The organism is Bradyrhizobium ganzhouense (assembly GCF_049949285.1).
Classification (GTDB): domain Bacteria; phylum Pseudomonadota; class Alphaproteobacteria; order Rhizobiales; family Xanthobacteraceae; genus Bradyrhizobium; species Bradyrhizobium ganzhouense.
The window spans coordinates 6,350,702-6,368,440 of the sequence record NZ_CP181318.1; the positions used below are offsets into that span (position 1 = coordinate 6,350,702).

Here is a 17,739-nt window from a genome sequence, read left to right on the forward strand (position 1 = left end):
TCCTTCCCGGCAGCTCAGAGCCCGTCCGGCTGGCCGTTCTTGGGCGTGGACCGCGGCACGAATGGCGCGAACATCGGGCCGCCCGGGGTCGGCATCGTCAATTGGCCGCTGCTACCCGTGGAAGCGGCTGCCATCTCGGGCGCGCTTGCAGGAGCGGACGCGGCTTCCGGCCGCTGCAGCGCCAGCACCTCGCTGCGATCGCCCTGCTTGAGTGTCACCTCGCGAGGCTGGACCGAGGCCAGCGACCAGCCGTCCAGCGATTCGCCCTGCCGCAACCGAATGATCTTCTGGTCAGCGCGGTTGACGAGGATCGCGATCGCGTCACCCTCGCCCACCACGGCCCCGACCAGCATCAGCGGCGGCGGCGCCTCGACCGGCTTCGGCGGTGGCGGCGTTTGGGCCTCTTCGGCCGGAGCGGCAGCAACCGCGCGCGGCGGCGGCCGCCGCGTCGCCGAGAAAATCGGACGCTCCTGGGTCCCGGTCAGCGCCGACAGCGGCACCGACCAGAGCGGATTGCCGCGAGGCGCAGGCTTGCTCGCAGCCGGCGCGGGCCGGGCAATTGGTCTGACCGCACCGACATCGACACTCTCGGCAGGGCTGTTGGCGGCATCGTCAGACAGGATGTCCATGCGCGACGAGGTCGCTGCGACGCTTGCAGTGATGCCGAGGACCGCGCACAGCACAGCCAATCCGCCCGATCTCAGCCACCCGGACATCAAATTCCCCTGCGATCGGCCAGCGCGCGGCAAACCAGAGGCCGCAAACTAGTTCTGATAGGCTTCACGATCAACCCGCCGCCATTCCTTTAGGCCTGGCTGGAGCGGCTGCGCCTTCTGTCATGTTGCGATGCATGAAATTGTTGCCCAATGGCCACGATCGCTGAAATTGCAAACGAAACGACCGGGAACTCTATGCAAATCGATGGCCATTCATTGCGGCCGGTTGCAACGCCGTGAGATCATGGCGCCGGGGCGCGCCATTACCGCTTGCCCGATTGCGTTGATTTATTTTGACGATTTGCGAAGGGCCGATGGCAAGATCGATCATGGCGCGTGGAAGGATGGACGGCCGGCTGCGCGCCGTCGTCCGGCACTCGCTGGCGACCCTGCTCGCGACCACGGCGCTTGGCGTCGTCGCCGCGCACGCCGCGGGCGTGGACGCCAATTGGACCGGCGGCTTCAGCAACGACTGGACGGATCCCGGCAACTGGTCGTCCAATCCGAGCGTGCCGGACAGGACCGCGACGTTCACCAACACCGGTCCCACCACGATCAACAACTTCAACGGCGTCGTCAGCATCGGCACGCTGCAGTTCACGAGCACCGCCCAAGCCTACTCGTTCACGCTGTTCAACCCGTTCATCATCAACGCAACGGGCATCATCAATAATTCGGGCAACACGCAGACGTTCGAGGTCACCTCCGGCAACAATCTGGTCTTTCAGAACAGCAGCACCGCGAGCGGCGGCACCGGGGCCGTGACCATCACGAACGATGCCGGCGGCACCGTTAACTTTCTCCAGAACAGCACGGCCGGAAACGTAACCCTCACCAACAACAGCTTTGTCACGTTCGAGGATTTCAGCTCGGCCGGCGGCGCCTTCATCACCAACAACGGCCAGATCGATTTCTTCACCAGCGCCTCGGCCGGCACCGCGACGATCGGCAATGCCGTGGGCGCGACGCTGAACTTCCACACCAACACCACCGCCGCCAGCGCGGCCATCACCAACGACGGCACGGTAACCTTCGATGGCTCTGCCACCGCCGGCAATGCCACGATCACCACCAACAACGCCGCAACCACGAATTTCACGGGCACGTCGACCGGTGGCAGCGCCCGCTTCATCACCAATGCCGGCGGCACCGTCGACATCTCCGGCCTGACCAGCGGCGGGATGACGTCCGGGTCGATCGAAGGCGCGGGCAATTACGTGCTCGGCGCCAACACGCTCACCACCGGCAGCCTCAACACCTCGACGCAGGTCGACGGCGTGATCTCCGGCACCGGCGGTGGCCTGACCAAGGTCGGCACCGGCACGCTGACGCTGACCAACACCAACACCTATACCGGCGCGACGACGATCTCGGGGGGAACGCTGGCGCTGTCGGGCAACGGCAGCATCTCGTCCTCCAGCGTCGTCACGGTGAACGCGACGCTCGACATCACGGCAATTACTCCGTCATTCGCCGCCATCACGACGCTCGCCGGCAGCTCGAGCGGTGTCGTCAACATGGGCAGCAAGGGGCTGTTTATCACCAACGGCTCGACCGAATTCGCGGGCGTAGTCCAGGGGACGGGCGGACTGGACATTGGCGGCGGAACACAGACGCTCTCGGGCGTCAACACCTATACGAACGTAACCCAGATCGACAGCGGCGGCACGCTGGCGCTGAAGGGCGCCGGATCGATCGCAAACTCGCTCTATGTCGCCTTCTCCGGCATCGGCGCCACGCTCGATATCTCCCAGACCAATTCGGGCGCTTCGGTTCGCGGCCTCTTAGCCACCGCCGGCGTCGGAACCGTCTCGCTCGGATCGAAGACCCTGACGATCACCCACGGCAGCTTCTTCGGCGGCGTGATCCAGGACGGCGGCATCGGCGGCGGCACCGGCGGCAACCTCGTGATCGCGAACGGCGCCGTGCAGCAGCTCGGCGGCACGAACACCTATACCGGTACCACGACCATCGCGAGCGGCGGCGAGCTCGACCTCATCAATTTCGGCGGCAGCGACGGCAGGATCGCGACCTCGAGCAACGTCATCGCCAACGGCATCTTCGACATCACGGGCCTGAGCGGCGGGACCTCGATCAAGTCGTTGTCGGGATCGGGCAACGTCAATATCGGCGCCAACACGCTGACCATCACAAATGGCAACGGCACCTTCGCCGGTGTCATCGGCGATGGTGGCGCCGGCGGCGGCCTCACCTTGGCCGGCGGCACGGAAATCCTGACCGGCGCCAACACCTATACCGGCGCCACCACCGTGAACGGGGGCAAGCTTGTCGTCGACGGCTCGATCGTCAGCGCATCCACCGTCAATGCCGGCGGCACGCTCGCAGGCGCCGGCAGCGTCGGCAGTGTCGCGGTCAACGGCGGCACGCTTGCGCCGGGAAGCACAGCGAGCCCGACCGGAACGCTGACGATCAACGGATCGCTGAGCTTCACCGCGGCCTCGACCTATATGGTGCAGGTCTCCTCCACCACGTCCAGCCTCGCCAACGTCACCGGCGCAGCCAACCTCGGCGGCGCGACGGTGAGCGCGATCTTCGGCTCCGGCACCGTCAAGAAGCAGTACACGATCCTGACCGCGGCCACCGGCCTCGGCGGCACCGCCTTCAATTCGGCCGTCGTCTCCAACATGCCGTCGATCAACGCGACGCTGAGCTACGACCATAACGACGTGTTCCTCAATATCGGCGTCAACTTCACGCCGAGCGGCGGCGGCCTCACCGTCAACCAGCAGAACGTCGCCAACACGCTGACCAATTTCTTCAATTCGACCGGCGGCATTCCCGCCGCCTTTGTCACGCTGACGCCGGCGGGGCTGGCCACCGCCTCGGGCGAGCTCGGCACCGGCATCATCCAGTCCGCGATCAACGCCGACGGCCAGTTCCTCAACCTGATGCTCGATCCGACGGTCGCGGGCCGCTCGGCCGGCTTCGCCAAGGCCGGCAGCGTCGCGCAATACGCCGAAAGCGATGACGCGACCGCCTATGCGTCGATGCGGCCTGCCACCGCGCGCGAGCGCGAGGCCTTTGCGATGGCGACCAAGGCGCCGCTGCTGTCGTCGCTGCCGGCCAATCGCTGGAGCGTCTGGGCGGCCGGCTATGGCGGCTCGGCCCAGGTCGGCGGCAATGCCGCGGTTGGCTCGCAGGACCTCACCGCGCGGGTCTGGGGCGGCGCGGCCGGCGCCGACTACCGGATTTCGCTGGACACGCTCGTCGGCTTCTCGCTCGGCGGCGGCGGGCTGAACTACTCGCTTGCCAACGCGATGGGCGCGGGCTCCGCCGACCTGTTCCAGGCCGGCGTCTACGGCCGGCACAATTTCGGCCCGGCCTATATCGCCGCCGCGCTGGCCTATGGCTGGCACGACGTCACCACCAACCGCACCGTGGCGCTGGCCGGCACCGACCAGCTCCAGGGCCGGTTCAAGGCCGACACCTTCTCGGCCCGCTTCGAGGGCGGCTATCGCTTCACGACCCCACTGATCGGTATCACGCCCTATGCGGCCGCGCAGGTGACGAATTTCAACCTGCCCAACTATTCCGAAGTCAGCCTCAATGGCGGTGGCCTGTTCGCGCTGAACTATGCCGCACAGTCGCTGAACGACACACGCTCCGAGCTCGGCCTGCGCACCGACAAATCCTACGCGATGCAGAACGGCGTGCTGACCCTGCGCGGCCGTGCCGCCTGGGCGCACGACTACAATCCGAGCCGCGCCGTCACCGCGCTGTTCCAGACCCTGCCGGGCGCAAGCTTCGCCGTGAACGGCGCCAGGGTCGACACCGATTCCGCGCTTGTCAGCGCCAGCGCGGAAATGAAATGGCTGAGCGGCTTCTCGATCGCCGGCACCTTCGACGGCGAGTTCTCCGGCAACGTCACCAGCTATTCCGGCAAGGGCGTGTTCAAGTACAGCTGGTGAGCTGCTGGAGCATGATCCGGAAAAGTGTGCAGCGGATTTCCGAAAAGATCATGCTCAAACAATAAGCCAAAGCGCGGTGACGATTGATCCCAATCTCGTCGCGCTTCGCCGCCCTACTTCCCCGCCTGCCACTGGCCGGATACACCCAAAATCACCCTGACGCGGCCGGTGCCCGCCTCGCTGAGTGACGTGGTCTGCGGCACCTGGACGTCGAGCTGGTCGACGAACAGGAAGGGCATGCCGGCCTCGAGATCGTACAGCACCTTCTGCAGCGCGGGCTGCTCCAGCTCGCAGCTAACAACAAGGCCGACGAAGCCGTCCTTCACTTGCGCGCCCGAGACGTCGACCTGCGAGGACTGCACCGAGCCGCCGACCTTGCCGACCGCGGCAGCAACCCGCTGCAGCAAATTGGCGCCCGCGACCGTCACCGTCGGTCCCTCCAGGAACGGCGCGCCGGGATGCTCGGCCGAGATGGCCGCGGCATTCTTGGCGGCGCCCTTGCGGCCGCGCAGCTGGTCGAGCAGGTCGGAGGTCTGCGCCAGGGCCTGGCGGTGGGCGATGACGTCGGCGATCGACAGGCCTGCCATCAGCAACAGTCCGGCCGTCACTGCGACATAGAGCGTGACCGCGATCAGCGGCGAACCGCTCAGCCACCGCGCGACCGCGTTTCCGCTTGCCATCCCGCCGCTGCTCATGCCGCTCTTCATGGCGCGTTCCTCGGTTCGATCTGCGCTTCGATGTGAAAGCGCTCGCCAGGATCGGTGGAGCTGCGCGTAGTCGGGGCGTAGAAGGTCGCGCGGGTGAAGTGCTGGGACTGCTCGATCAGCGGGATCAGCGAAGGCGCATCGCGGGTGATGCCGGCGATCTGGACCTTGTTGCCGGCCAGATGCATCTCGGTGACATAGGTGTGGTCGGGCAAGAGACGGCTCAGCGATTCCAGCACGATCACGCTCGCCGGTGTGTCGTATTTGCGCCGCTCCAGCTGAGCCAGCGGCGATCGCTCGCCGCCGTCGGCACCGCGGATCGCGGCGCGGCGCTGGGTGATCTGTTGCTCGAGCTCGCTCTCCTGCGCGCTCAGACTGTCGGCCAGATAGCCCGCGCCGATCGAACCGAGCACGGCGGCGATCGCGGCGATGGCCAGCACCGCCTGCAGCGTCCGGCTCAGCCGCACCGGGTCGATCGCGCCGCGCGACTTCTGTTCGAACACCTTGATGCGCCCGCCCTCGGCCGGCTCGGTCAGCACTGCGATCGCGGAGGGATGAAATCCGGACACGGCCTCGACATAACCCATCGCCAGCCGGCGCGGTGCGGCCGCGATCATCGTGGTGATGCCCTCGCTGCCCTGCGCCACCGGCGCGCTGCAACCGAACACGGCATCGCCGGCGCTCCACGGCGTCAGCCGATCGATCTGCGCCCGCACGATGCCGTCGAGGAAATCGGCCGCACGCGCCGGCAGCTCCAGCGGACGGAACAGGAAGCGCGCCGGCCGCAGCACGATCTCGACGCGGCAGCCGCGGACGATGGGCGCGAGATTGGCGCCGGTGAACTTGCCGTCCTGGAACGCGATCTCCTTCGGCGCGTTCTCCGGCTTCGCAACCTCCAGCGCGAACGCGCCGGTCTCGCCTTCGACCAGCCGCACCAAGCGCGGCGAGACCATTCGCTCCAGTCCGGCCACGGCAGCGCCGGCCACCGTGCCGGTCCAGGCATCGAAGATCGCGCGAAGGGAATTGAGCGAACTCATCTCACAGGGGCTTTCCGGCAGAGCCGTCGAACGCGTTGTGCCACGACAATACACGATAGGGCTCATCGCCGCTTTCGAGAAGCAGGATGACGATCTCGGCCGAGCTCTGCCGGTGCGACGGCGCCTCGGCGGCGACCGTCACGCGATAGGCCTTCGAGCCCTCGGTCGTCGCGCTGGCGCTGCCGGCGAGCCCAATCAGGGACCGCGGGTCCACGCTGGGATCGGCACGGTCGCGCAGCAGGCGTTGCAGGGTTTCCGGCGTCATGTTCGGCAGCGCCGCCAACACCTGCGGCGCGGCATCCTGCACGTTCACCGTGCGCATGTTGCTGAACACGGTGACGAACGGCAGCACGCGCTCGATCACCGCCGGCGGGATGCCGCGCACCAGCCACAGCTCGTCGCTATGCGGAAACGGCGCGTGGCGCGGCAGATAGGGCGCGCCGAGCGTGCGGTAGTAGGAATCCTCCGGATTGTCCTGACCGGTCTCCGTCGACGACCGCCACGCCAGGATCCGGTCGGCGTAGTCAGGCGCATCCGACGCGGAGACGCCGAGCCCTATCATCAGGCCAGCGAGGACGGCTTTCGGCGCCATGTTGAGATCGATGCGGGCGGCCTCCGACCGGAACGTCACGGCCACCCTCCCCGCCCCGACGCGGGCATTGAAGGTGCCGCTGGTCGGGCGCGTCGCCTCGCTTTGCGCGGTCAGCCGATAGGCCGCGAGCTCGAGGCCCGCGTTCATCAATGCGTCGGCCTGCAAGCGGTCGGTGTTGACGGCGACCGTGACCGCGGTGTTGGTGACATAGGTCAGATAGATCAGCGCGAGCGTGGCTAGCGCAGCCAGCATCCAGAGCACCACGATGACGATGAAGCCGCGGTCGTCGCCGAGTGTTTTCTGGCCGAGTGTTTTTTGGCCAAATGTTCGCTGGCGAAGCGCGTCCCGATCATGCGCCGCACCGCTCACAGCTGCTGCTCCTCTTTCTGCGCCTGCTGCGGCTTCGTGCGCGCCACGCAGGTCGTCGGATTCTTGGCCCGTGCGCATTCGGCTGGCGCATTGATGTGCAGCAATACCGCAGCCGAAACCGCCAGCACCTGACCAGTGGCGCCGTCGCGCACCGTGATGCGGACACGATCCGGCAGTTGCGATTGACCGTGCCAGGTCGGCTGCCACTGCCTATCGGGCCCGGCATAGGCGAAGCTGATGCGGAACGGCGCGCGGATCAGCACCACCTGGTCGGCGAAGCGGATCTGCCCGTCGGTCGGCATCGGCTGGAACGGCGCGCGCTCGCGCACCAGCGCCAGCCCCTGCGCGTCGGCCTTCTCGATCAGGCGAATGAATTCCAGACCCGGGCGCGCGCTCGGGCCGAGCGCGGTGCGCAGGAAGGTCACCGACAATTCGGCGCCGTCGAACAGCGGCGCCCTGGCGTCGCCATTCACGGTCATCTGCTCGGCGACGGAGAGATCGGCGACGATGCGGTCGAGCCCGGTGGCGAGGCGCTCCGCGCGCTGCACCCGCGCGATGCCGCGATTCCAGTTCGGCAGCCACTGCGCCGTCACAGTCGCGAGCGCGGCCAGGATCACGGTCATCAGCAGCGTCGCCAGCAGCACTTCGAGCAGGGTGAAGCCTGCCTCGGAAGCAAGCGCGCGGTGCAGGCGCTTCGTGACGCGCATCTTGCCGCGGGTCATTGCGTCGACCTCGGCACCAGCTTCACCGTCGTGACCTGGATCGCGCTGCCGTCGGCGCGCTGGAGGCGCAAATTGACCGCCAAGGGCACGAAGCGATCGGTGTCGGGATTGCCGCCGGCAACATTCATCGGCGCAATATCGACGCGCCAGCGGCTGCCGGCGAGCTGCCCGCTCTGCCGGCCGGGTTTCAGCAGTCCGCGCGCCGGCATATCCGCAAGCAAGGTCTCGGCCGTGCTGGCTAGCGCCAGGTGCTGGTCGATCGAGCGCGTGCCCTTGGTCGTGACGGCGATGACCGAGCCGATGGTTCCGAGCACGATGGCGATGATCGCAAGCGCGACCAGTGCCTCGATCAGCGTGAAGCCGGCGGCGGCGTCAGAGCAGCTTCTGCGGGACAATCTCGACGCCTCCGGTCAGCCAGTTGACGCGCACCTCGTAACCCATGCCGGGCCGCGCCAGCGCGATCGTCCCGCCGCACGACATGCCCGACGGAAAGAAGTCGATCGACCGCCCGGTGGCGCGATCGGAGCAACGCGCGGCCAGAGTCGCCTGCACGACCACGTCGCGCGGCAGGCGGATGATCTGTCCGGTGACGCCGGAGCGGATCGCGCGCGCCTCCGCGTCGACCTGGGTTGCGACCCTGACCTGGCGGCGCAGCGCGCTGTTGCGATCGGCCTTGAGCAACGCGGCGGTCTCGACCGCGTAACTCTCGAGCTTCGCCCGCGTCGTCGAGCGCGGGATCGCCGGCAGAATGATCGCCGCAAGCAGGCCGATGATCGCGAGCACGCACAGGATCTCGATCAGCGCAAAGCCTTGCGTATCGAAGCCTTGCGCATCGAGAGCCCGCGTATAGCGGGCCTGCTCAGCGCGCGCCGCTGACAATGTCGGCTGCCGTTCCACTGCCGCCTTCCTGACCGTCTGATCCGAGCGAGATGATCTCGTAGGGAGCGCTCGCGCCCGGTGAACGATAAACATAGACGTGGCCCCAGGGATCGTTGGGCACCACGCCACCGCGCAGATAAGGCCCGTTCCAGCCGGCCTGATTGTTGCTGCGCGTCAGCCCCGCGAGGCCCTCATTTGAGGTCGGATAGCGGCCGAGATCGAGATAATAGAGATCGAGCGCGCTGGAGAAACTCTCGATCTGGATCTTCGCCGCCTTGGCCTTGGACTCGCTGAGATAGTTCAACACCCGCGGGCCGACCAACGCCATGATCATGCCGATGATGGTGATGACGACGAGCATTTCGACCAGGGTGAAGCCGGCCTCTCCGCAGGGGGCGCGCCGCTGGCGTCGCCTCGACGATGGATATCTGGTCACTTCATGCCCCTCCCATTACATCCGCCTAACCGACAATCTGGCTCACCGACATCAGCGCGGTCATCACCGATGTGATCAGGCCGCCGACAACGAGCGAGATCGCGATGATCGCCGCAGGTCCGGCAATGCCGACTGCGCGGTCGAGCGTGCGTTGCAGCTTGGCCTCGTAGAATTCGGCGACCCGGCCGGACAGCATCGGCAATTGCCCGGTCTCGTCGCCCAGTCTCAGCATACGCACCGCCATGGGCGGCAATGCCTCGGTCTCGGCGAGCGCATCGGAGAGCTTTGAGCCATGGCGGACACGGTCGGCGGCATCGCTCCAGACTGTCGACGATCCGGTCGTCGCCATCATGTCGACGAGAATGCGCAACGTCGTGGTGAGGTTGACCCCGCTGCCGAGCAGCAGACCGAGATTGCGGCAGAACAGCGCCGTGCGGTAGGCGCCCATCACGTTGCGGATCGCCGGCAGCCGCGTGAATGCGCTGGTGATGCCGCGACGAATGCGCTCCTGGCGCAACAATAGCCAGGCGGCGGCGACGGTCGTCGCAAGGCCGGCCAGCACAGCCTGTGAATTGCCGCGCAGAAACGTCGAGATGTTCAGGAATACGCCGACGATCGGATCGACCTTGGCGCCGAAATCCTGCAAGACGCTGGCAAATTGCGGCAGCACGAATGTCAGGAAGAACAACAGCACGCATCCGGCTGCACCGAGCACGAAGACGGGATAGCGGATCGCATCCGTCAGGCGCCGCTTTAGCGCCTCGCCGCGCGCGCGTTCGCCAGCCAACACTTCCAGCACCTGGTCCAGCGATCCAGACGCCTCGCCGACCCGCACCAGCGCGATGTACATCGGCGGAAACAACCCCTCATGCCGCGCCAACGCCTCGCCAAAGCTCTCGCCGGAGACGACGCGCGCGCGGATGTCGGCGACGACGGACCTCAGCCGTCCGAAATCCGGATCGGCGGCGAGCAGCTCCAGCCCGTCGTTGATGCGCGCTCCGGCGCGGAGCAGCAGCGCGAGGTCGCGGGTGAAGATGGTGACATCCTCGGCCGTCGGCCTGTTGAAGAGGCTGAGCGCGCCACGCGCCGCGCCGCCCTCCTCCGGCGTGACGTTGTCGACCAGCACCAGGCCGAGCCGCTCGATCCGCTGCGCCACGTCGCCAGGCGCCGGCGCGGCGATGGCGCCGGAGACCAGTTCGCCGTTGGCATTGAGCGCGCGATAGCGAAAGTTCGGCATGGTTCCTAGCACATTTGAGCGTTAGCGCACCGTCGTGACGCGGAAGACTTCGGGCACCGTCGTCAGCCCGGAGCGGCATTTTGCGACCGCATCCTCCAGCATCGTCGTCATGCCGCCCCGCATCGCAGCGGCGTCGATGGAGTGGGAGTCGGTCTGCGGCCCGATCAGCATACGGACCTCGTCGGACATTTCGAGGATCTCGAACACGCCGTTGCGGCCGCGATAGCCGGTGCCGCCGCAGCGTTCGCAGCCGCCGGCCTCATGCACGACCTCGCCGCACTTGAAGCCGATCACGGCAAAGCGCGGATCCTTGGCCAGATCGGCCTCGGTTAGCGCGTGCGGCACCTTGCAACGGTCGCAGAGCATGCGGACCAGCCGCTGCGCCACCACCGCGCGCAGCGTCGACTTGAGCAGGAAACCCTCGATGCCGAGATCGATCAGGCGCGGCACGGCCGCAGCCGCGGTCTCGGTGTGCAGCGTCGTCAGCACGAGATGGCCGGTGAGCGCGGCATGGATCGCGATATGCGCGGTCTCGGCGTCGCGGACCTCGCCGACCATGATCACGTCGGGGTCCTGACGCACGAAGGCGCGCATGGCGGAGGCGAAGGTCAGGCCGATCGACGGCTTGACCTGGGACTGGTTGATGCCGGGGATCTCGTACTCGACGGGATCCTCGATGGTGAGGATCTTGCGCGTCGGCTCGTTGAGGATCGACAGCATGGTCGCAAGCGTGGTGGTCTTGCCGCTGCCTGTCGGCCCGGTGATCACGATCATGCCATGCGGCATCGCGAGCAGGCGCGTCATCGCGCTCTCGTCGCGAGTCCGCAGGCCGAGCTTGCTCATCTCGAGCAGACCGCGGTCACGCGGCAACAGGCGGATCACGGCGCTCTCGCCATGCTGCGTCGGCATGGTCGCGACGCGGACGTCGAGCTCGTTGCGGCCGACGCGGACGCGCGCCGCACCGTCCTGCGGCAGGCGGCGCTCGGCGATGTTGAGGCTTGCGAGAATCTTGATGCGCGAGATCAGCGCCTGCGGCGGGATACCATGCGGCGACGGCAGCGCGCGCAACAGGCCGTCGACCCGCATGCGCACCGTGAGCCCGGCGCGGAACGGCTCGACGTGAATGTCGCTGGCGCGCAGGTCCACCGCGCGCTCCAGGAGATCGTTGAGCGCGCGCACCACCGGCGCGCCGCTGGCGAGATCACGCAGGCTTTCGATGTCGTCGTCGGACTGCTGCCCGACGCGGCGCACGCCGTCGTCTGTCTTCGCGTCGCCCGCTTCAGCGCGCTGATCGAGCACCGTGGTGATGTCCTCGAACGATGCGACGACGACCTCGACGCTCTCGCCGAACACGATCTCGGCGGCGCGCACCGCTGCGGTGTCAGAGGGATCGGCGATCGCCAGCCGAAAACCGCCGTTCGGCGCACGGAACGGAAAGATGATGGACTCACGCAGGAAGCGTTGGGAAAATCCGTCCAGGCACGGTGTCGTCGTGAGCAGTTGCGGCAGGCCGAGCCGCGCCAGGCCGAAATAGTCGGACACCTCGTCGGCGAATTCGGCCGCCGACAGATCGGTCGCTTCCCATAGTTCGAGCAAGGGGCGCGTCAGCGCCGGATGACCTGAGTTGTCCACACGGGCGTGCGCCCGCGCCGGCATTGAATATTTCTCGAGGAGATGCTGCCGGAAGCTCTCTGCGGAAAGGTCTCGCATCGCACTCACAGCTTGCCTTGTTACCTGAAAGCAACAGCCCCCGCGGCCGACGGAAGTCCTTTACCCTTGACTTATTCACTAGCAAAAACATAATCGTGGCGCAAATTATTGTGCGTCCGAACCACGGGGGATCGGATGCTGTTTCCAGTCACTTCCAGCGTTGGCAGGCGTATCTTGTTTGAAGTGGTCCAGCCGCTTTTGCGCCGCCGTTCGTCGTTGGCTGGGACGCTCGTGCTGTTGTCGTCCGCTTTCCTGCTCGCGGCCTGCATCGTCACCGCCGACCAGTCGGTCGAAGCGGACCCGAAGGATCCCCGCGCCCAGGACATTGTCGACAAGATCCGCGGCCTCGATCTCCAGCCCCGGCAACCTGCGGATGCGGGGGCAACCGGCGTTGGCCAGCCGAGATCGTCGAAACCTGCGATCTATCTGAGCGATGGTGCACCACAAGGCGGCGCGCTGGCCGAGCGCGACGACGGCGGCGGCAGCGGGTATGACCTCAATTTCGAGAATGCGCCGGTCGCGACCGTGGCCAAGGTCATCCTCGGCGACGTCCTCAATGTCGGCTACACGATCGATCCCCGCGTACAGGGGACCGTGACGCTCGCCTCGGTGCGTCCGGTTCCGAAGGCGGACGCGATCTACGTGCTGGAGAATGCGTTGCGCATGTCCGGCGTGGCGCTGGTGCGCGACCGCACCGGCTATCGCCTGCTGCCGGCGCCGGAAGCCGGCCCCGGCGGCATCGACCGCTCGGCGAGCACCGAAGCCGGCCAGGGCATCACCGTCGTGCCGCTACGCTACACGTCGGCGCAAAACATCTTCAAGCTGCTCGATGCTTTCGGCGTGAAGGCCTCGACCATGCGCCCCGACAATTCCCGCAACACGCTGATCGTCAGCGGCAGCGGAACGGACCGGGCGACGGCGGTCGACACAATTCTGTCATTCGACGCCGACTGGATGCGTGGACAATCGGTCGGCGTCTTCCCGGTGCGCAATTCCTCGCCCGAGCCTGTCATCGCCGAGATCGAGAAGATCATGGATTCCGGCGAAGGCGGCATGGGCCAGAACGTCATCAAGCTGCAGCCGATCGCACGCCTCAACTCGATCCTCGTGGTCAGCCAGAAGCCGGAATATCTGAAGCGCGCGCAGACCTGGATTGCGCGGCTCGACCGTTCCGATACCGATGGCGTGAACCTGAAATCCTATCCATTGCGCTACGGCAATTCCAAGCTGGTCGTGGCGATGCTGAACGATATGCTGTTCAACCAGAGTTCGGCGAGCAACTCGACGCTCGACAGCGCGTCGAGCCAGCTCGCTCCCGGTGCGGGCATCGCGACGTCGACCTCAACTAATCCTGTCGCCTCACTGAGCGCACTGCCGACCGCCGCTTCAGGCGCTGCGACGCCGGTGACCGGACTGGCGGGCTCAGCGCTCGGCGCCCGGCCCGCTCCGGCGGCATCCGCGACGCCGGCGCAGGACAACAGCGGCTTCGGTGGGCCCAACGGCAATGGCTCGAAGTCCGGCGTCAACGCCATCCTGCAGAACGTGCGGATCACCGCCGACGTCACCAATAATGCCGTTCTCGTCTATGCCAACCAGGACGCGCAGCGCATCGTCGAGCAGACCATTCGCCAGATCGACCGGCCACAGCGCCAGATCGCGATCGAGGCGACGATCGCCGAGGTGACGCTGAACGACCAGCTGAACTACGGCGTGCAGTTCTTCCTGGCGAGCCAGAAAGGTTCGATTTCCAACACCATCTCGGGCGTCAGCAATGCCGCAACGGTTGGCAGCGGCGCCGTCGAGGCGGCGTCCAACGCCGTCAACGCCGCGTCCGGCGCGCTGCTCGGACGCGTGCTGCCGGGCTTCAACTTCCTGATCGGCTCGGAGAACTCGCCGCGTGTCATTCTCGACGCGCTGCACGGTGTCACCGACGTCAAGGTGTTGTCGAACCCGTCGCTGGTGGTGCTCGACAACCAGCCGGCGACCTTGCAGGTCGGCGACCAGGTGCCGTTCTCGACCGGCACCGCGACGGTGCTGACCGCCAACAACACCGTGGTCAACACCATCGACTACAAGAACACCGGCATCATCCTGCGCGTGCTGCCGCGCGCCAATGCCAACGGCAATGTCGTGCTCGATATCGAGCAGGAGATCTCGAGCGTGGCCGCCGGGAGCGCCAACTCGCTGACGCCGACGATCTCGCAGCGCCGGGTCAAGAGCTCGATCGCGGTGACGAGCGGTCAGACCGTGCTGCTCGCCGGCCTGATCAGCGAGACCGAGAACAAGCAACGCCAGGGCTTGCCGATCCTGGATTCCATTCCGGGCATGGGCGACGCCTTCGGACATCAGACCACCGCACGCGCCCGCACCGAGCTGATCCTGTTCATCCGGCCGACCGTCATCAAGGACGGCGTCGACGCACATGTCATCGCCGAGGAGATGCGCACCAAGATGAACGGCCGCCTGATCGGGACCAGCAATCCCGTGGTCACCGTCAGCCCACCCAAGGCCGCGCGCTGACGGCGTGACCGGGGAAGATGCGCATGGCGGGATACGCGCCCCGCTGGTCCTCAGCCTCGCGCTGCTGGTTGGCGTGTTCGCGAGCCTCGTCACGGCGCCGGGTGCGGAAGGCCTCTATGGGGCGTTCCTGGCCGCTCTGATGCTCGCCATCGCCACGAACGATGCCCGCCATTATCTGATCCCGAACGAGCTGACCGCGGCCGCCTTCGTGCTTGCCCTGCTCCGCGCCGCCGCGTTCGTGCCCGATGTCGGTGCCGAAGCGCTGCTCTGGCCAGTCGCGCGCGCCGTGGCCGTGGCGCTTCCGCTGCTGCTGCTGATGCTGGCCTACCGGTACTGGCGCGGCCGCGACGGGCTCGGGCTCGGCGACGTCAAGCTCGCCGCCGTCAGCGGGGCCTGGCTCGATCTTGCGACGGTGGTCGCAGTCGTCGAGCTCGCAGCGCTGCTTGCGATCGGCGCCTATGTCGCCAATGCTGCGCTGCACAAGAAGCCGCTGCGCGGGACCGCCTTCCTGCCGTTCGGGCTGTTCCTGGCGCCGTCGATCTGGATCGGCTGGCTGGTCGAGACCTGGTATCTGACCTGGCTCGGCGGCTGGCCCGGCTAAGGGGGCAGTGCTCGCGGCGAGCGTCCATTCCAGCGCCCGCCGGCGGGCTTACGGTGGTGGTGGCGCGGCGGCTCATGCTGGCCTTCAAGCCAACAGGTGGAAATCATGCGCGCCCAGCACGGGGTGGATCTGATCGCTGGCATCAATGGACGCTACGGCGGCCGTGGGCGATGCCCCGTTAGGCCCGACAGCGACCTGCACCTTCGACCAGACACCGCTGCTCGAGTACACGTGGCTGTCATAAGCGATCATGCGAACATCGTCGGTCACACCCGCCGAGCCTGCCACGAACGTCGTTTGCGAAAGCTGCGCCTGTGTCACCCAATACGGCGTTGCCTGCGGCACGACGGCCCCGTTCACCGTGAAGTAGCCGTGACCGGCCGTGGTGGTGCCGTCATAGATCAAATATGTGAGCGTATCGCCATCGGCGTCGCTGCCGCTGAACAGGCTGCCGACCGCAAACGACTGGCCAGCGCTCGCCGATACGCTGCTTCCGCTCGGCAGCGCGATCTGCGGCGGGGTGTCCGCCAGCACGCTGATCTTAGACCAGATGCCGCCTCCCGAATAGGATTGCCCGTCATAGGCGATCATGCGGACATCATCGGTGACGCCGGCCGATCCCACCACGAACGTGGTCTGCGCAAGCTGCGCCTGCGTTACCCAAAAGGGGGTTGCCTGCAGCACCACAGTCCCATCCACCACGAAGTGGCCATGACCGGCCGTTGTGGTGCCGTCATAGACCAGATAGCTCAGCGTATCGCCGTCAGCATCGGTGGCGCTGAACAGGCTGCTGATCGGGATTGACGAGCCCGGGTTCGCCGCGACGGCTACGCCGTCCGGTAGCGCCATCTGCGGGGCGGAATTCGTCCCGGACGCGGTGACCAGCGTCTTCGTCCAAACCCCGCCGCCCGAGTAGGCTTGGCCGTCATAGGCGATCATCCGGATGTCATCGGATGTTCCCAGCGGTCCAGCCACGAATGACGTCTGCGCGAGTTGGGCCTGCGTTACCCAATATGGTGTCCCCGCCGCCACGGTCGTACCGTTCACCACGAGATGGCCGTGGCTGCCGGTCGTGGTGCCGTCATAGATCATATAGAGCAACGTGTCGTGGTCGGCATCCCCCGAGGTGAACAGGCTCGATATCGCCATGGTCTGGTTTGCGGTCACCGATATGTTCGCCGAGACTGCGTTTACGAAGGGTGCGTGATTGGTCTGAAAGTGAAAGCCCAGCGCATCAAGTTGCTGCAGGTCGACCGCGGTCAAGGCTTGGCTGGTGCTGCCCGAATAGAACTCGTTGAAGGGATCGTTGGGGCCCTGCACGCCGCTGTTGAGGAAATCACTAGCATCGGACGCCTGGCCATAGTCGGCGATCTTGGTATTGCCTCCGTCCAGCGAAAAATACGCGGCCGGGGCGGTGGCACCGCCCTGGAAGAGGTGCGTCCCCACCCCGGTGAAGCGGAAAAAATCGAAAACGTCCGGGGCCGTACCATACGGGATACGTCCCATCGCATGGGTCAGTTCGTGAAGCGCCACGCCAACAATGAGATTTGGATCGATGTCCGCCGCAAAAGTCGCGCCCCCATCATCCGTCGTCGCGTCGCTAGGGTTGAGCAATCCCCATAGCTTCAATTGCGCATTCCAGACCGCAACGTTCGTTTGTCCCTGAATCGAAGATCCTGCCGGCAACCCATTGAAGGTCGCGTCACCGGCGTTCGCGTTGTTGACCAGATCGCTCCGGATCAGCGAATAGCTTTCATACACGCCATTGTCGGGGCCGGCAGCCGCGCCGCCGCCCGTGCCGCTGATATCGACATTGAGGTTGACGGTTATCTTGTCGGTGATCAGCGAGGTTAGAATCCCCGCGGCCTGTTCGATCCCCGCCCTCAGGCTTGCTGAGGCCGCCATCGCTGCAGTGTCGAAGTTCAGGTTGAGCGTGAGCCCGCCAGCCGAGACCGTGACCACGTTGCCGGACGCACTGAAGGTCGGGCTCGATGTCGACCCATCGACTGCAAAGAAGCTGGCGTGAATGGCGTTCCCAACGACAGTAAAGGTCGGGTCATCGGAGGGGGCATACGCGTTTGGGCCGGTCGTCATATCTCGTCCTCACCTGGGTCTGCCGTCAGTGCAGTCCACAGTCTAATTCGCCAGCATCACAGCCAATAACAGATTCAACGCAGTTTGACCGGGATGAATTGTGATTCGGTTATAGAAGAACTCACGCGGAGCACCAATTTCTCGCCAGGACGAGTTCTCGCCCGGACTTGCCTGCGGCAGAATCTGGCCCGGT

14 protein-coding genes are annotated in these 17,739 nt (G+C 66.2%); 3 read left to right on the plus strand and 11 right to left on the minus strand.

Features of this window, described 5'->3' with window-relative positions:
* Positions 1-14: 14 nt before the first annotated feature.
* A complete protein-coding gene (locus tag ACLFLU_RS29360; RefSeq protein ID WP_426408229.1) occupies positions 15-716 on the minus strand; it encodes a hypothetical protein in 702 nt (233 codons plus the stop codon).
* Positions 717-1,030: 314 nt separating this feature from the next.
* Here ACLFLU_RS29360 and ACLFLU_RS29365 point away from each other — a divergent pair, with 314 nt between their 5' ends.
* Positions 1,031-4,645, plus strand: a complete 3,615-nt coding sequence (locus tag ACLFLU_RS29365; RefSeq protein WP_426408230.1) for an autotransporter domain-containing protein — start codon at positions 1,031-1,033, stop codon at positions 4,643-4,645.
* Positions 4,646-4,758: 113 nt separating this feature from the next.
* Here the strand turns inward: ACLFLU_RS29365 and gspM are convergent, their stop codons facing one another.
* Genes gspM through ACLFLU_RS29410 form a run of 9 tightly spaced genes read right to left on the minus strand, consistent with a single transcriptional unit; the run spans position 4,759 to position 12,331 of the window.
* Positions 4,759-5,352 carry a type II secretion system protein GspM gene (gene gspM / locus ACLFLU_RS29370; protein ID WP_426408231.1) on the minus strand — a complete coding sequence of 198 codons (594 nt, stop codon included), beginning with the start codon at positions 5,350-5,352 and terminating at the stop codon, positions 4,759-4,761.
* Positions 5,349-6,386 (minus strand): PilN domain-containing protein, encoded by a 1,038-nt coding sequence (locus ACLFLU_RS29375; RefSeq protein WP_426408232.1) that lies wholly within the window; start codon positions 6,384-6,386, stop codon positions 5,349-5,351. The genes gspM and ACLFLU_RS29375 overlap by 4 nt, the downstream gene beginning before the upstream one ends.
* 1 nt (position 6,387) lies before the next feature.
* Positions 6,388-7,347 carry a general secretion pathway protein GspK gene (locus ACLFLU_RS29380; RefSeq protein WP_426408233.1) on the minus strand — a complete coding sequence of 320 codons (960 nt, stop codon included), beginning with the start codon at positions 7,345-7,347 and terminating at the stop codon, positions 6,388-6,390.
* Positions 7,344-8,069, minus strand: coding sequence for a hypothetical protein (locus tag ACLFLU_RS29385; RefSeq protein ID WP_426408234.1), 726 nt, complete (start codon positions 8,067-8,069; stop codon positions 7,344-7,346). Before ACLFLU_RS29385 ends, ACLFLU_RS29380 begins: the two co-directional genes overlap by 4 nt.
* Positions 8,066-8,464: a type IV pilus modification PilV family protein gene (locus tag ACLFLU_RS29390; protein WP_426408235.1), complete on the minus strand. Its 399-nt coding sequence runs from the start codon at positions 8,462-8,464 to the stop codon at positions 8,066-8,068. Before ACLFLU_RS29390 ends, ACLFLU_RS29385 begins: the two co-directional genes overlap by 4 nt.
* Positions 8,442-8,966 carry a pilus assembly FimT family protein gene (locus ACLFLU_RS29395; protein ID WP_426408236.1) on the minus strand — a complete coding sequence of 175 codons (525 nt, stop codon included), beginning with the start codon at positions 8,964-8,966 and terminating at the stop codon, positions 8,442-8,444. The genes ACLFLU_RS29390 and ACLFLU_RS29395 overlap by 23 nt, the downstream gene beginning before the upstream one ends.
* Complete coding sequence (gene gspG / locus ACLFLU_RS29400) at positions 8,929-9,384, minus strand: type II secretion system major pseudopilin GspG (RefSeq protein ID WP_426408237.1); 456 nt, start codon at positions 9,382-9,384, stop codon at positions 8,929-8,931. The genes ACLFLU_RS29395 and gspG overlap by 38 nt, the downstream gene beginning before the upstream one ends.
* 25 nt (positions 9,385-9,409) lie before the next feature.
* Positions 9,410-10,621 carry a type II secretion system F family protein gene (locus ACLFLU_RS29405; protein WP_426408238.1) on the minus strand — a complete coding sequence of 404 codons (1,212 nt, stop codon included), beginning with the start codon at positions 10,619-10,621 and terminating at the stop codon, positions 9,410-9,412.
* A 21-nt stretch (positions 10,622-10,642) separates the two neighbouring features.
* On the minus strand, positions 10,643-12,331 hold the full coding sequence (locus ACLFLU_RS29410) for a GspE/PulE family protein (RefSeq protein ID WP_426408239.1): 1,689 nt from the start codon (positions 12,329-12,331) through the stop codon (positions 10,643-10,645).
* A gap of 135 nt (positions 12,332-12,466) precedes the next feature.
* On the opposite strand from ACLFLU_RS29410, the gene gspD reads away from it, so the two are divergent.
* Together gspD and ACLFLU_RS29420 are read left to right on the plus strand one after the other, a co-directional pair.
* Entirely contained in the window at positions 12,467-14,851 is a 2,385-nt protein-coding gene (gene gspD / locus ACLFLU_RS29415; RefSeq protein ID WP_426408240.1) for a type II secretion system secretin GspD, read from the plus strand.
* Between the two features lie 4 nt (positions 14,852-14,855).
* Positions 14,856-15,452, plus strand: a complete 597-nt coding sequence (locus ACLFLU_RS29420; RefSeq protein ID WP_426408241.1) for a prepilin peptidase — start codon at positions 14,856-14,858, stop codon at positions 15,450-15,452.
* Positions 15,453-15,536: 84 nt separating this feature from the next.
* Here the strand turns inward: ACLFLU_RS29420 and ACLFLU_RS29425 are convergent, their stop codons facing one another.
* Entirely contained in the window at positions 15,537-17,546 is a 2,010-nt protein-coding gene (locus ACLFLU_RS29425) for an NF038122 family metalloprotease (protein WP_426408242.1), read from the minus strand.
* Positions 17,547-17,739 lie beyond the last annotated feature (193 nt).

Excerpts from the sequence above, each read along its gene's own strand:
- ACLFLU_RS29365 (WP_426408230.1), top strand. The coding sequence starts at position 1,031 with ATGGCAAGATCGATCATGGCGCGTGGAAGGATGGACGGCCGGCTGCGC.
- gspD (WP_426408240.1), top strand. The coding sequence starts at position 12,467 with ATGCTGTTTCCAGTCACTTCCAGCGTTGGCAGGCGTATCTTGTTTGAA.
- ACLFLU_RS29405 (WP_426408238.1), bottom strand. The coding sequence starts at position 10,621 with ATGCCGAACTTTCGCTATCGCGCGCTCAATGCCAACGGCGAACTGGTC.
- ACLFLU_RS29385 (WP_426408234.1), bottom strand. The coding sequence starts at position 8,069 with ATGACCCGCGGCAAGATGCGCGTCACGAAGCGCCTGCACCGCGCGCTT.
- ACLFLU_RS29425 (WP_426408242.1), bottom strand. The coding sequence starts at position 17,546 with ATGACGACCGGCCCAAACGCGTATGCCCCCTCCGATGACCCGACCTTT.
- ACLFLU_RS29410 (WP_426408239.1), bottom strand. The coding sequence starts at position 12,331 with ATGCGAGACCTTTCCGCAGAGAGCTTCCGGCAGCATCTCCTCGAGAAA.
- ACLFLU_RS29375 (WP_426408232.1), bottom strand. The coding sequence starts at position 6,386 with ATGAGTTCGCTCAATTCCCTTCGCGCGATCTTCGATGCCTGGACCGGC.
- gspM (WP_426408231.1), bottom strand. The coding sequence starts at position 5,352 with ATGAAGAGCGGCATGAGCAGCGGCGGGATGGCAAGCGGAAACGCGGTC.
- ACLFLU_RS29360 (WP_426408229.1), bottom strand. The coding sequence starts at position 716 with ATGTCCGGGTGGCTGAGATCGGGCGGATTGGCTGTGCTGTGCGCGGTC.